The sequence below is a fragment of the Gordonia abscondita genome (genome assembly GCF_032711245.1).
Lineage (GTDB): Bacteria > Actinomycetota > Actinomycetes > Mycobacteriales > Mycobacteriaceae > Gordonia.
Genome location: NZ_CP128986.1, coordinates 854,581 through 867,886, shown reverse-complemented (window position 1 = coordinate 867,886; position 13,306 = coordinate 854,581). Strand labels below are relative to the sequence as shown.

Here is a 13,306-nt window from a genome sequence, read left to right as displayed (position 1 = left end):
GGTGGCGTGAGTCAGTCCCGCCGTCGCATCCCGATGAGGCGGCAGATCACGTAGACGGCGAACGAGATGGTCGTGACCGCGACCGACACGGGGAGTTCGGGCGCGAGCGACAGCACCAGACCGCCGACGGCCGCCAGTTCGGCGAACAGCACCGACAGCACGAGTACCTTCGTCGGGTCCGCGGTCAGCCGCGCGGCCGCTGCGGCCGGAGTGATCAACAGGCTCATCACGAGCAGCGCGCCGATGATCTGCACCCCCTGTGCCGCCGCGAGGCCGACCAGGATCGCGAAGACCACCGACAGGAATCGGGTGGGGACTCCGGCGGTCTCGGCGACCCGGGGATCCAGGCTGGCGAACAGCAGCGGCCGGTAGATGAGCGCGTAGACGACGAGGACAACGGCTGCGGTGACCCCGACCGCGATCAGACCGTTCGTGCCGACGCTGACCACCTGTCCAGTCAGTAGGGCAAACCCCTGCCCGACGCGTCCGTGCAGTGACAGGAACAGGACACCGAGGCCGAGCCCGAACGCCATGACGACGCCGATCACCGAATCGCGTTCGCGCGCGCGCTGACCCAGCAGACCGAAGACGGCGGCGGCGAGGACCGCGCCGATCACGCCGCCGATGTTCACCCCGACCCCGGCGAGCAGCGCGGCAGCTGCGCCGGTGAACGAGAGTTCGGCCGCGCCGTGCACCGCGAAACTCATTTGGCGTGCGACGATCATCGGCCCAAGCACGCCGCCGATGAGACCCAGGAGGGCGATCGCGAGCAGTGACTGTTGCACGAACGTGTACGACAGCAGGTGGCCGGTCGCCGAGAACTGGAAGAACTGACCCATGTTCGCTGCCAGGGTCGTCGAGGTCACGAAGCCGCCTCATCGGCGTAGCCGTGCTCGACGCAATGGTGAGAGTCCTCGCCGCCCACGACGATCAGTCGTCCGCCGATGCGGACCACCTCGATCGGACTGCCGTACAACTCGGACAGGGTCGCCGAGTTCATCACCTCGTCGACGGTCCCGATCCGGAACCGGCCGTCGGCGAGGTAGAGCACGCGATCGACGAACGGCAGCACCGGGTTCAACTCGTGCGTGACGAACAGGACGGCGGTGTCGGCGCGCCGTCGTCTGGCGTCGAGGAGGTCGACGACCACCTGCTGACTCGTCAGGTCGAGACTCGCGAGCGGTTCGTCGCACAACAGGATCGACGGGTCACGCGTCAACGCTTGCGCGATTCGGAGGCGTTGCTGTTCGCCGCCCGACAGCAGGCCGACAGCGGTGTTGGCGTACCGAGTCGCGTCGACTTCGGCGAGAGCCGCGTCGACGCGGGTGCGGCGCGACTTCATTCCGCGTAAACCCATGCCCCACGATGCGCCGTCGGCGCCGAAACCGACGAGGTCGCGGCCGCGCAGCATCATCGCGTCGGAGTCGTCTGCGTGCTGCTGCGGGATATAGCCGATGCGTCCGTTCGCGGTGACGGCCCCGTCGGTAAGCGGAACCTGCCCGAGGACGGCGCGGAGCAAGGTCGTCTTCCCGGATCCGTTCGGGCCGAGCACGGCGATGAACTCGCCAGGCGCGACGTCCAGGTCCAGGTCATGCCACAGGGTCCGAGCGTCGAACGACAGCCCGGACCCGGTGAAACTCAGTACGGCATCACTCACGGGTGTTCAGTGCCTCTTCCAACTGTGTGATCTGCGCCGACTGCCAGGCGACGTAGCTGTGCGTGCCTTCGGGCAGCGACTCGGTGAACTTCAGGACCGGGACGCCGGACGACTTCGCCGTCGACAGCACCGATTCGGTCGCCGGGTCGACCGACTGGACGTTGTAGATCAGGGCCGACACCTTGCGAGCGTGCAGCAGGTCGTCGAAAGTCGCGCGGTCGGCTGCCGACGGTGACTGGCCCTCTTCCACGGCCGCAGTGAATCCGGCGGGTGCGATGTCGGTGATTCCCGCCTCGCTCAGGAGCGTCGTCGCAAGCGGCTCGGTCGCTGCGACCTTGGTGTTCGGGTGTTCTGAACCGAGCTTGGCCATCCGGCCGCGCAGCCCGTCGATCTCGGTGCGGAACGCCTTGGCGTTCGCGCGGTATTCGTCCGCGTGAGCCGGGGCGACCTCTGCGAGCGAGTTCGCGATCTCATCGGCGGTGTCGGCGACTACCGGAAGCGTGTAGAACGCATGCTCGGTGGACGCGTGGTCGTGGCCCGCGTGGCCCTCGTCGCTGTGTGTCCCGTCCTCGTGGTCGTGGTCGTGCCCGTCGTCGTCGAGTGCGCTGACCTTGTGGCCTTTGGCGCCGGCGGCAATACGCTCCATATAGGCATCGTAATGGCCGCCGTTCATCACGATCACGTTCGCATCGAGGACGCGCGCGGCGTCGGCGTTGGTGGGTTCGAACTCGTGTGGGTCACCATCGGTGGAGTTGAACAGTGCGGTCACGTCGGCGTCGTCGCCTGCGACCGCGCTGGCGACAGACGCCCACACGTTGGTCGACGCCACCACGACGGGATGGTCGGTGTCTTGCGGACCGGAATCTTCGCCGCAGGCGACGAGTCCGGCGGTCAGGACGGCAGTCGATGCGAGTGCGGCGGCCAAGCGGAAACGACGTACGGAAGGCATGCGATAGGGCTCCGAATCCAAGGCTGAAATGTAATGACAATCGTTACCGACAATCCTAGGGGTCGGTCGAAGCGTTTGTCGAAGCGATGCGCGAACGTGCATCGGTCACCGCCGCCGATCGCCGTAATCGTAGATGGCTACGCTGGAGGACATGACGGGTCGACACCTCCCGCGGCGGCTGGCACTCATCTCCGTGCACACATCGCCGCTCGCCCAGCCGGGGACCGGCGACGCCGGCGGACTCAACGTCTACGCGTGGCAGACTGCGACTCGTCTGGCGCGACGGGGGGTTGAAGTTGAGATTTTCACGCGTGCAACGTCGTCGGCCGACGAGGCGAGCGTCGAGGCGGCTCCCGGAGTCACCGTGCGACACGTGCCGGCCGGACCGTTCGACGGCCTCGACAAACGCGACCTGCCTGGTCAGCTGTGCGCGTTCTCGGCCAATGTGCTGCGCGTCGAGGCGGCGCAAGACCCGGGTTACTACGACCTGATCCACTCCCACTATTGGCTGTCCGGCCAAGTCGGCTGGCTGGCACGGGACCGGTGGGGCGTCCCGCTAGTGCACACCGCGCACACCCTCGCCGCAGTCAAGAACGCGTCGCTCGCGATCGGTGACACCGCCGAACCGATGCTGCGCGTCATCGGTGAACAGCAGGTGGTCGACGAGGCTGACCGGCTCGTGGTGAACACGCCGACCGAGGCGTCGGAACTGATCGACCTGTACGGAGCCGATCCGTCTCGGGTGGACGTCGTCGTTCCTGGCGCAGACTTGGACCTGTACTCGCCGGGGCCCAAGCTCGCGGCGCGTGCGGCGCTCGGTCTCGACCCCCAAGATGTGCTCGTCACGTTCGTCGGCCGCATCCAGCCGTTGAAGGCGCCCGACGTGCTCTTGCGGGCTATCGCGCCGCTGATCCACGCCGATCGCACCGGCCGGTTGCGGCTCCTCGTCGTCGGCGGACCGTCGGGCAATGGCGCAGGCCTGCCGGAGACGCTCATCGAGTTGGCCGCTGAACTCGGCGTTACCGAGCGGGTCACGTTCCTGCCGCCGCAGACGCCGGACGATCTCGCTCAGGTGTACCGGGCGTCCGATCTCGTCTCCGTTCCCAGCTATTCGGAGAGCTTCGGGCTGGTCGCCGTCGAAGCGCAGGCGTGTGGAATCCCCGTTCTGGCCGCAGACGTCGGCGGACTCTGCGTGGCCGTCGCCGACGGTGTGACCGGGCAACTCGTCGCCGGACACGACATCACGCAGTGGACCGAGGCGCTGGCGGGTCTGCTCGCCGACCCGGATCGGTTGCGGACGATGGGAATGCGGGCCGCGGTGCACGCCGAGAAGTTCTCGTGGGAGCACACCACTGACGCGCTCCTGGCCAGCTACGACCGTGCGCTCGTCGGGTACCGCGGGGCTAACGGGCGCGGGACTAGCCGCTTCGGTCTGCGCCGACGGCGTGGGCGGGCACGGCTGACGGTGTGACCCGTCACGGCATTTCGAGTGCAGCAGATCGACGGATGGAGACCCTATGAGCACGACCGACTACACCGCGACGTTGCGGGCCGCCCTCGACGAATCGGGGATCGAGTACACGCGTAAGTCGTCCGGTGGCGCGAAGTCGGAGCATCTCGTCGTCGAACTGCCCGGCGAGAAGAAACTCAAGACGACGGTCCTGCTGACGGCGGGCATGCACGGGGTCCGAGTGGAGGCGTTCGTGTGCCGCCGCGCCGACGAGGAACTCGAAGCTGTCTATCGGTACCTGCTCAAGCGCAACCGGCGGCTGTACGGCGTCGCTTACACCATCGACAACGCGGGCGACATCTACCTGGTCGGGCGGATCTCGGCGGACGCAGTCAGCCGAGACGAGATCGACCGCGTGCTCGGGCAGGTCCTGGAAGCCGCCGACGGCGACTTCAATCAGATCCTGGAGATCGGCTTCCTCACATCGATCAAACGCGAGTGGGCGTGGCGATCCGCGCGCGGCGAGCCGATGAAGAATCTGGAGGCGTTCGCCCATCTGATCGACCCCGACGACCTGCCGGAGATTCCGCCGCTCGTCGAACAGAGCGCACTAGACGACATCGGTGAGCCGTCCGGGGAGTGAACCGCCGACAGTGACAACAGGGATTGGTATGGTCGGGCGGATCTCCTCCAACGACGAAGGACCGCCATGACATTCGCCTCCCCGTTCCCGCCCGTCGACATTCCCGACCTCAGCGTGTACGACTTCCTGTTCGGTTCCCTCACTGACGGCGACCGCGACCGCGTGGCTCTCGTCGATAGCGTGTCCGGAGCAACCACGACCTACGGTCAACTTGTCGCTCAGGTCGACGCCGCCGCGGGCGCCCTCGCGGCCCGAGGCGTCGGAGTCGGCGACGTCGTCGCGATCCTGTCGCCGAACATCCCAGCGTTCGCGTCGGTCTTCCACGGCGTATTGCGGTCCGGCGCGACCGCGACCACGCTCAACGCGCTCTTCACCGCGAACGAGATCACCAAACAGCTGCGGGACTCGAACGCGCGGATGATCATCACGATCTCGCTGATGGCACCGCAGGCTCTCGAAGCCGCCCGCGCGGTCGGCATCGCCGACGGCGACGTCGTGGTTCTCGACGGCGAGGGATCGGCGTCGACGGGGCACCCGAATGCCACGGAACTCATCGGTGCAGGCCTGCCGGCTCCCCAGGTGTCATTCGACCCGGCCACGCACCTCGCCGCACTCCCGTACAGCTCCGGCACCACGGGAAACCCGAAGGGCGTCAAGCTCAGTCACCGGAACCTAGTGGCGAACGTGTCCCAGACCGCACCCATCCAGGGCTTCCAGAGCGACGACGTGGTCCTCGCGGTGCTCCCGTTCTTCCACATCTACGGGATGACCGTCCTGCTCAATGCGGCTCTGAAGGCGCGCGCGACGCTTGTCGTCATGCCGAAGTTCGACCTCGTGGCATTCCTGGAGAACATTGCGAGCCGCAAGGTCACGTACACGTTCATCGCGCCGCCGATCGCGGTCGCGCTCGCGAAGCATCCGATCGTCGACCAGTACGACGTCTCGTCGCTGCACACCATCGTCTCGGGTGCCGCGCCGCTTGACGAAGAACTCGGCGACACCGTCGCCCGACGGCTGGACCTGCGCATGCTGCAGGGCTTCGGCATGACCGAACTGTCGCCAGTCAGCCATGTGATCCCGTTCGACGGCGGGGAGACCACCATGGGCAGGCTCGCGTCGCTCCAGTCGTGCGGGTGGCCGATCCCGAACACCGAGAATCGGATCGTCGACCCGGCAACCGGGGAGGATGTCCATGTGCCGGCCGAAGGCACGTCTGAGCCCGGCGAACTATGGGTGAGCGGCCCCAATGTGATGCTCGGCTACCTGAACAACGATCAAGCCACCGCCGAGACGATCGTCGAAGGCCGGTGGCTGCGCACCGGCGACATGGCCACCGTCGACTACGACGGCTGTGTCACCATCGTCGACCGCCTCAAAGAGCTCATCAAGTACAAGGGCTATCAGGTGCCGCCCGCCGAACTCGAAGCGCTGCTGCTGACCCATCCGCGGATCGCCGACGCCGCGGTGATCGGCGTCAACGACGCAGACGGCGAGGAGATCCCGAAGGCGTTCGTCGTGCCGCAGGACGGTGCGCAGCTCACCGAGGATGAGGTCATCGCCTTCACCGCCGAACGCGTCGCCCCCTACAAGAAGGTCCGCGCCGTCGAATTTATCGAGACGGTGCCGAAGTCGGCGTCGGGCAAGATTCTGCGCAAGAACTTGCGCGGATAGTGCGGAACGACGTGGCGCTCGTTCAGGAACGGCACGGGCGCGTACTGGTCCTCCGACTCAACCGGCCGGAGGCGCGGAATTCACTGACCAGTGCGCTGATCGGTGAGATCCAGCAGGCTCAGGCGGCCGCGGGGGAGGACGACAGTGTCGACGCCGTCGTCCTCACCGGAACCGATCCCGCGTTCTGCGCGGGTCTGGACTTGGCCGAACTCGGCGGCACCGGCGAGAATCTGATGGCCGCGGCAGATCCGGAGATCCCGCCCGGTCATCCGTGGAAGCCGTTGAGTAAACCGGTGATCGGTGCGATCAACGGTGCGGCCGTCACCGGCGGCCTCGAACTGGCGCTCGGCTGCGACTTCCTGATCGCGTCCGAGAAGGCGAGGTTCGCCGACACCCACGCCCGCTTCGGGCTTGCCCCGAGTTGGGGAATGACCGCACGGCTCCCCGCGCTCGTCGGCCGTGCGTTCGCGCTGCGGATGAGTCTGTCGGGTGATTTCGTTGACGCGCAGACCGCGCTGCGAGCCGGGCTCGTCACCGAGGTCGTCTCGCACGAGACGCTGCTGGATCGGGCACTCGAGGTCGCCTCGACCATCGCTGGTAACGACCAGGCAGGCGTGCGCACCCTGCTCGCGTCGTACCGCCGGGCCGAGAGTCACCTCCTCGACCCGGCGCTCGCCGTCGAACAGGCGACGAGTGACGAATGGAAGAAGACCTTCGATCCGGCGGTCGTGGCGGACCGACGTTCCTCGGTCATCGGCCGCGGGCGCGACCAGGTGCGCCGCTAGCGGTATGGGAAACTAACGTCATGAGCAACGGCACCTTGATCCTGATGCGCCACGGCGAGAGCGAATGGAACGCATCCAACCAGTTCACCGGTTGGGTGGACGTCGCGCTGACCGAGAAGGGCCGCGCCGAAGCGGTCCGCGCGGGCGAACTCCTCACCGAGCACGATCTGCTGCCCGACGTTCTCTACACGTCGCTGCTGCGTCGCGCGATCAGCACCGCACAGATCGCGCTCGACGCCGCGGACCGCCACTGGATCCCGGTGGTCCGTGACTGGCGGCTCAACGAGCGGCACTACGGCGCGCTGCAGGGGCTGAACAAGGCCGAGACCAAGGCCAAGTACGGCGACGAGCAGTTCATGCTGTGGCGACGCAGTTACGACACCCCGCCGCCCGCGATCGAAGCTGACGCCGAATACAGCCAGGTCGGCGACCCGCGCTATGACGGCATCGACGTGCCGCTCACCGAGTGCCTGCTCGACGTCGTGAAGCGGTTCATCCCGTACTACACCGAGACCATCGAAGCCGACCTCCGGGCCGGTAAGACGGTGCTGGTCGCCGCGCACGGCAACTCGCTGCGCGCGCTCGTCAAGCATCTCGACGGCATCTCTGACGAGGACATCGCCGGGCTCAACATCCCGACCGGCAACCCGCTGCGTTACGACCTCGACGAGAACCTGCGGCCGACCACTCCGGGCGGCGTGTACCTCGATCCGGCGGCCGCCGCAGCAGGCGCCGCGGCCGTCGCGGCGCAGGGCGAGAAGACGTAGCAACAGCCCGAATCCCGCCCGCCCTCCCGCACCGGTCTAACCTGTGCGCGCACCTGTGACCTCGGCTACATTGGAGGCATGGCAGACGCGACGATTTCGGTGACACATCTGGCCGAGCGTGAGCGCTACCGCGCTGACCTCGTGGACGATGATTCGGGTCCGGTGGAAGTCGGTTACATCGACTACACGACCGACGGCGTCAATCTCGCCCTCACCCACACGGTCATATACGACCGTTGGGGCGGAAGGGGATTCGCGGCCGAACTCGTCAAGCAAGTCCTCGACGACATCAGGGCGAACGGCCGAAGCGTCGTCCCCGTGTGCACATACGTCGCCAGTTACCTGGAGAAGCACCCGGAGTACTCAGACCTCGTCGCGTCGTGACCGGCGCGGCGAGTGCCGATCATCGGGAGTTCATGTGCGCTTAATCAGCATTGCTCCGGCGTGAATGGACGGCGAAGACTGGCTGCCCAAGCTGCGAACTCCAGGCGGTGACCGTAAGATTTTGGATGTGTCCGAAACCAGCGGGGGTCGCCTGATCGACGGTGCCGCGGCGAATGGACGGTTCGGTCCGGCGCGCGTCGACGCCGATCGCCTCGACCCGGTCGAAGCCGCCGACGTGTCCCGCACTCACCTGCTCACGATGATGGTCGCGAAAGCGGAGACCGGGATCGTGATGGTGGACGAATTCCACACCGTCGTGATGTTCAACGACCGTGCGACGGAACTCGGTATGGTGCGCGGCGTGCTCGCGGATGCGATCGCGGAAGGCGTCGCCGAAGTCATGTCGACCGGAGCTGACCGCCGCTTCGACTTCTCGCCTCCGCACTCGACACTCGGATTTGTCTCGGCAGGCCGCGCGGTGCCGCGCCCGGTCGACACCGTCCGATGCGTGGCGAGCCTCGCCGAAGTCAGCGGCGAACGTTTCGTGCTCGTATACGGCGACGACGACTCGACTAACCAGCGAGTCGAGGCGACTCGTCGCGATTTCGCCGCCAACGTCTCGCACGAGTTGAAGACGCCGCTCGGTGCGATCAGCCTGATGGCCGAAGCCATGCTCGAATCGCGTGACGATCCGAGCGCGGTGGAGCACTTCGGGCGGCGAGTCCTCAAAGAAGCGACCCGAATGGGCACGCTCGTGAATGAGCTTATCGGACTGTCCAAATTGCAGGACGGCAGCGTCGCCGACCTCGTCCCCATCGACGTCGACGCACTCGTCGACGACGCGGTCGCCGGTGCAGGCGTCTCCGCCGAAGTCTCCGAGATCGAGCTCGTCGTGGACGAGCCGAGTAGGCTGACCGTACAAGGCGATCGCACGCTACTGCTCACCGCGTTGAGCAACCTGCTCGTCAATGCGATCAACCACTCGCCGACAGGCGACGTCGTGTCGGTCAGCCGCAAAGAGGTCGTCATCGACGACCGCCCGATGGCGTGCATCGCGGTCACCGACCGCGGCATCGGCATCGCGCCCGCAGACCAGCAGCGAGTCTTCGAACGGTTCTACCGTGTCGACAAGGCGAGGTCGCGTGCCACCGGCGGCACGGGCCTCGGCCTGGCAATCGTCAAGCACGTGGCAGCCAGCCACGGCGGACACATCGGGCTGTGGAGCAAGCCGGGGACCGGCTCCACGTTCAGCCTCTACATACCTACCGATGAAACCCCGGCCTAATCAGAGGAACAGTCGCGTTGACGCATGTACTGATCGTCGAAGACGAAGAATCGCTGGCCGACCCGCTGGCCTTCCTGCTCCGCAAGGAGGGGTTCGAGGCGAGCATCGTCAATGACGGAACGCAGGCATTGCCCGCATTCGATCGCATCAACCCGGACATCGTCCTGCTCGACCTGATGCTTCCCGGAGTGTCCGGGACAGACATCTGCAAGGCCATCCGCGCCAAGTCGACCACGCCGGTCATCATGGTGACCGCGCGCGACAGCGAGATCGACAAGGTCGTCGGACTCGAATTGGGCGCCGACGACTACGTGACGAAGCCGTACTCTGCCCGCGAGTTGATCGCGCGGATCCGCGCGGTGATGCGCCGCGGCGGCGTCGTGGCCGACGACGAGGACGCCGCGATCGGCGTCATCGAAGTGGGACCGGTCCGCATGGACGTACAACGGCACACGGTGAGCGTCGGCGGTACCGAACTGACGCTTCCGCTCAAGGAGTTCGACCTCCTCGAGTACCTGCTGCGGAACTCCGGCCGCGTCCTGACCCGCAGCCAGCTGATCGACCGCGTGTGGGGCGCCGACTACGTCGGCGATACCAAGACTCTCGACGTCCACGTCAAGCGTCTGCGGTCCAAGGTGGAACCGGACTCGTCGCAGCCGCGCCACCTGATCACCGTCCGAGGACTCGGCTACAAGTTCGAGACGTAGATCGCGGCTACATCTGTTCGTACTTCAGATCGGTTTCGCGGCGGGAGGTAGCCGCGGCCGTAGCCGGGTGCACGGCGATCAGGCCGAGACCGTCGCGACGACGGCACGCATCGGCGAGCACGGTGTAGGCCTGCTCGCCGATCAGCTCGACGAGCTCCGGACGATACGACTGGTACACCTGGCTCGCGCCGATATGGGTGTCCGGCGACCCAGAGCAGTACCAGTCGAGGTCGTGTCCGCCCTCGCCCCAGCCCCGCCGATCGAATTCGGTGAGCGTGGTCTTCAAGATCTCGGTTCCGTCGGGGCGAGTCACCCAGTCCTGTTCGCGGCGCATCGGCAGCTGCCAGCACACATCGGGTTTCACCGTCAGCGGCTCGAGACCCTTGCGCAACGCCATCGAATGCAGCGAACACCCCTGTCCGGCAGGAAATCCCGGGCGGTTTAGGAAGATGCACGCGCCGTCGTGCAGGCGGGTCTTCAACGCGGGTTCGCCATCGATGTCCTCGTTCTCCTCCAGATACCCATCCGGGCCGAGTGGATCGTCGCCCGCGCCCTCGTCATAGAACTGCCAGTCGTCGGGCGTCAGCATGGCGGCGCCCGCGGCCAGACGGTCACGGTCGTCGTCATCGGTCAGGTATGCGCCGTGGGTGCAACACCCGTCGGACGGACGGTCGGCGATGATGCCACGACACGCCGGAGTTCCGAATACGCACGTCCACCGGGAAAGTAGCCAGGTGAGGTCGGCGCTCACCAGATGCTCGGGGTCGGCGGGGTCGACGAACTCATACCATTCCCGCGCGAAGTCGAGATCGACTTCGCGCGTGGGTGATGGCTGCGGTTGCTCTGGTGACACGGGGAATCCTCTCGACACTGCGGTTCCACCGTAGTCGTGACTCGCGTCGACGGGTATCGCCGAGTAGTTTGAACCGGTGCGACTTGGAGTGCTCGACGTGGGCAGTAACACCGTGCATCTGCTGGTTGTCGACGCGCATCGGGGTGGACATCCCACGCCGATGAGTTCGACCAAGGCTGTGCTCCGGCTGGCCGAGGAGATCGACGACGCGGGGCGGATGCGCGATTCCGGCGCCAAGGCACTCGTCTCGACGACCGAGGAGTTCACCCGGATAGCGAACTCGTCCGGGTGCGAGCAGATCATGGCCTTCGCGACGTCCGCGGTCCGTGATGCCACCAACTGCGAGGACGTGCTCCGCAAGGTGAAGGATGCCTCTGGCCTGGAGATCGAGGTGCTGCACGGCACCGACGAGGCACGGCTCACTTCGCTCGCCGTCCGACGCTGGTACGGCTGGAGTGCTGGCCGCATCCTCGCGCTCGACATCGGCGGCGGCAGCCTGGAGATGTCAAACGGCGTCGACGAAGAACCCGAGGTCGCACTGTCGCTGCCGCTCGGTGCGGGCAGGCTGACACGCGAATGGCTGCAGGGCGATCCGCCGAGCCGCCGTCGTGTCTCCGTGCTCCGTGACTGGCTCGACAGCGAAATGAAGCAACCCGCGCGCGACCTGCGCGCAGTCGGCAAACCTGATCTCGCGGTCGGATCGTCGAAGACGTTCCGATCGCTCGCGCGGCTGACGGGCGCCGCGCCGTCCGGGGCCGGTCCCCGCGTCAAACGCACCTTGACGGTGAGTGGTCTTCGCCAGCTCACCGCCTTCATCTCGAGGATGACGACGGCCGACCGCGCCGAACTCGAAGGGGTCAGCGCGGACCGTGCTCCGCAGATCGTCGCGGGCGCGTTGGTCGCCGAGGCCGCGATGCGTTCACTGGGAGTGGATACACTCGATATCTGTCCGTGGGCTCTACGGGAAGGAGTCATCCTGCGTCGCCTCGATACCGAGCCTGCAGGCACCATGACGACTATTCCGATGCAGACCGCGGACTGACAGACCACCAACACCCAGACAGGTAGGAACGGGGCCACCATATGGCGGACGAATCCGAACCGGAGTCGAAGCCGATCACGGTATCCGAGCTGATCGCGCGCTCCGAGAACGACGACGCGTTTCCGCGCTCGGAGTCGGTCTCGGTCCGACGCGCGGGCCGCGACGACGAGCAGGCGGCGAGTACGACCTCTTCGGGGATGCCTTCGTATCGGACGGCCAAGCCGAACGACGCGACTCGGCCGCCGCGAACTGTCGGCGCTAGCGGAATGCCGAGTCACACACCGACGACCGAGCCTGGTCCCGAAGCGAATGCAGTGACCGGGATCATTCCGGTGGTCTCCGACGATCCGAATGCCGACACGGGAAGCCTGCGCGCGGTCAGTGCCGACGACTTCATCGACCACGATCTGCCTCCGGTGGAGTACCGAGCGGTCGCAGCGGACACGGCGTCGACGATGCACGTGCGGGCGGACGACGGGCCGTCCCCGTTCGAGCAGACCGCTTCGATCCCCGTCGTCTCCGACGAGAGCACGTCGGAGGCAGCGGAGACGGCGGCTCTCACCGACCTCGATCCAGGGCCCGGTCCCGGCACCGAGACTGACCTCGACTCCGACGTGGATTCCGATGTCGACGCGGACACCGATCTGGACGAGGACGTCGAATCGGGCGACGGCGGCGACCCGGAGCCGACCGGCTGGGCAGCCCGTCGAGCCGTGAAGGCCGACCGGAAGGCCGCTCGCAAGTCGGAGAAGGCGAAAGCCACCGCGGCGGCCTCGGACATCGCAACGGAGGAGCGCGCCGACGACGCTGATGGCGACACCGGTGCCCGGGACGACGCGGAGCCGTCGCCCTTGTTCGGCTGGCTGACGTTCGTCGGCGAGCTGGTGCTCGGCCTCGCGGTTGGTGCGGGCCTGTTCTGGGGTTTCACGGAACTGTGGAAGAGCTACGTGTACTTGGCGCTGGTCCTCGCGGTCGTGGTGATCTTCGCGATCGTCACGTTCGCCCACGTCCTGCGCAAGCGTGATCTGCCCACCACACTGCTGGCGCTCGGTGTCGGGATGGTCGTGACCATCGGGCCACTCGTCCTCCTCGCGGCGCAACCGTAGAGCGCCT

14 protein-coding genes are annotated in these 13,306 nt (G+C 66.7%); 10 read left to right on the top strand and 4 right to left on the bottom strand.

Annotated features, from left to right (window positions below):
- Positions 1 to 11: 11 nt before the first annotated feature.
- Genes MP11Mi_RS04060 through MP11Mi_RS04050 form a run of 3 tightly spaced genes read right to left on the bottom strand, consistent with a single transcriptional unit; the run spans position 12 to position 2,606 of the window.
- A complete protein-coding gene (locus tag MP11Mi_RS04060) occupies positions 12 to 839 on the bottom strand; it encodes a metal ABC transporter permease (RefSeq protein WP_420041998.1) in 828 nt (275 codons plus the stop codon).
- Between the two features lie 23 nt (positions 840 to 862).
- Positions 863 to 1,657, bottom strand: coding sequence for a metal ABC transporter ATP-binding protein (locus tag MP11Mi_RS04055; RefSeq protein WP_420041027.1), 795 nt, complete (start codon positions 1,655 to 1,657; stop codon positions 863 to 865).
- Positions 1,650 to 2,606, bottom strand: a complete 957-nt coding sequence (locus MP11Mi_RS04050) for a metal ABC transporter solute-binding protein, Zn/Mn family (protein ID WP_420041026.1) — start codon at positions 2,604 to 2,606, stop codon at positions 1,650 to 1,652. The genes MP11Mi_RS04055 and MP11Mi_RS04050 overlap by 8 nt, the downstream gene beginning before the upstream one ends.
- A gap of 151 nt (positions 2,607 to 2,757) precedes the next feature.
- Here MP11Mi_RS04050 and mshA point away from each other — a divergent pair, with 151 nt between their 5' ends.
- The 8 genes from mshA (at position 2,758) to MP11Mi_RS04010 (ending at position 10,298) form a co-directional block, all read left to right on the top strand.
- Positions 2,758 to 4,077 carry a D-inositol-3-phosphate glycosyltransferase gene (gene mshA, locus MP11Mi_RS04045; protein ID WP_420041025.1) on the top strand — a complete coding sequence of 440 codons (1,320 nt, stop codon included), beginning with the start codon at positions 2,758 to 2,760 and terminating at the stop codon, positions 4,075 to 4,077.
- Positions 4,078 to 4,123: 46 nt separating this feature from the next.
- Positions 4,124 to 4,699 carry a type III secretion system chaperone family protein gene (locus MP11Mi_RS04040; RefSeq protein WP_420041024.1) on the top strand — a complete coding sequence of 192 codons (576 nt, stop codon included), beginning with the start codon at positions 4,124 to 4,126 and terminating at the stop codon, positions 4,697 to 4,699.
- Between the two features lie 66 nt (positions 4,700 to 4,765).
- Positions 4,766 to 6,370, top strand: a complete 1,605-nt coding sequence (locus tag MP11Mi_RS04035) for an AMP-binding protein (RefSeq protein WP_420041023.1) — start codon at positions 4,766 to 4,768, stop codon at positions 6,368 to 6,370.
- An 11-nt stretch (positions 6,371 to 6,381) separates the two neighbouring features.
- A complete protein-coding gene (locus MP11Mi_RS04030) occupies positions 6,382 to 7,155 on the top strand; it encodes an enoyl-CoA hydratase (RefSeq protein WP_420041022.1) in 774 nt (257 codons plus the stop codon).
- Positions 7,156 to 7,175: 20 nt separating this feature from the next.
- Entirely contained in the window at positions 7,176 to 7,922 is a 747-nt protein-coding gene (locus tag MP11Mi_RS04025) for a phosphoglyceromutase (RefSeq protein ID WP_420041021.1), read from the top strand.
- A gap of 78 nt (positions 7,923 to 8,000) precedes the next feature.
- The gene (locus MP11Mi_RS04020) at positions 8,001 to 8,306 is read left to right on the top strand and encodes a GNAT family N-acetyltransferase (protein WP_420041020.1); all 306 of its coding nucleotides are present in this window, start codon (positions 8,001 to 8,003) and stop codon (positions 8,304 to 8,306) included.
- A gap of 127 nt (positions 8,307 to 8,433) precedes the next feature.
- Positions 8,434 to 9,591 carry a sensor histidine kinase gene (locus MP11Mi_RS04015; protein WP_420041019.1) on the top strand — a complete coding sequence of 386 codons (1,158 nt, stop codon included), beginning with the start codon at positions 8,434 to 8,436 and terminating at the stop codon, positions 9,589 to 9,591.
- A gap of 17 nt (positions 9,592 to 9,608) precedes the next feature.
- On the top strand, positions 9,609 to 10,298 hold the full coding sequence (locus MP11Mi_RS04010) for a response regulator transcription factor (protein ID WP_420041018.1): 690 nt from the start codon (positions 9,609 to 9,611) through the stop codon (positions 10,296 to 10,298).
- 7 nt (positions 10,299 to 10,305) lie between these two features.
- On the opposite strand, the gene MP11Mi_RS04005 is transcribed toward MP11Mi_RS04010, so the two are convergent.
- Positions 10,306 to 11,151 carry a hypothetical protein gene (locus tag MP11Mi_RS04005; protein ID WP_420041017.1) on the bottom strand — a complete coding sequence of 282 codons (846 nt, stop codon included), beginning with the start codon at positions 11,149 to 11,151 and terminating at the stop codon, positions 10,306 to 10,308.
- A 76-nt stretch (positions 11,152 to 11,227) separates the two neighbouring features.
- On the opposite strand from MP11Mi_RS04005, the gene MP11Mi_RS04000 reads away from it, so the two are divergent.
- Positions 11,228 to 12,193: a Ppx/GppA family phosphatase gene (locus MP11Mi_RS04000; protein ID WP_420041016.1), complete on the top strand. Its 966-nt coding sequence runs from the start codon at positions 11,228 to 11,230 to the stop codon at positions 12,191 to 12,193.
- A 41-nt stretch (positions 12,194 to 12,234) separates the two neighbouring features.
- Positions 12,235 to 13,299: a GtrA domain-containing protein gene (locus MP11Mi_RS03995; protein ID WP_420041015.1), complete on the top strand. Its 1,065-nt coding sequence runs from the start codon at positions 12,235 to 12,237 to the stop codon at positions 13,297 to 13,299.
- The last annotated feature ends 7 nt before the right edge of the window (positions 13,300 to 13,306 follow it).

Coding starts and splice junctions, on each gene's coding strand:
- MP11Mi_RS04060 (WP_420041998.1), bottom strand. CDS start 839: ATGGGTCAGTTCTTCCAGTTCTCGGCGACCGGCCACCTGCTGTCGTAC.
- MP11Mi_RS04035 (WP_420041023.1), top strand. CDS start 4,766: ATGACATTCGCCTCCCCGTTCCCGCCCGTCGACATTCCCGACCTCAGC.
- MP11Mi_RS04050 (WP_420041026.1), bottom strand. CDS start 2,606: ATGCCTTCCGTACGTCGTTTCCGCTTGGCCGCCGCACTCGCATCGACT.
- MP11Mi_RS03995 (WP_420041015.1), top strand. CDS start 12,235: ATGGCGGACGAATCCGAACCGGAGTCGAAGCCGATCACGGTATCCGAG.
- MP11Mi_RS04020 (WP_420041020.1), top strand. CDS start 8,001: ATGGCAGACGCGACGATTTCGGTGACACATCTGGCCGAGCGTGAGCGC.
- MP11Mi_RS04040 (WP_420041024.1), top strand. CDS start 4,124: ATGAGCACGACCGACTACACCGCGACGTTGCGGGCCGCCCTCGACGAA.
- mshA (WP_420041025.1), top strand. CDS start 2,758: ATGACGGGTCGACACCTCCCGCGGCGGCTGGCACTCATCTCCGTGCAC.
- MP11Mi_RS04025 (WP_420041021.1), top strand. CDS start 7,176: ATGAGCAACGGCACCTTGATCCTGATGCGCCACGGCGAGAGCGAATGG.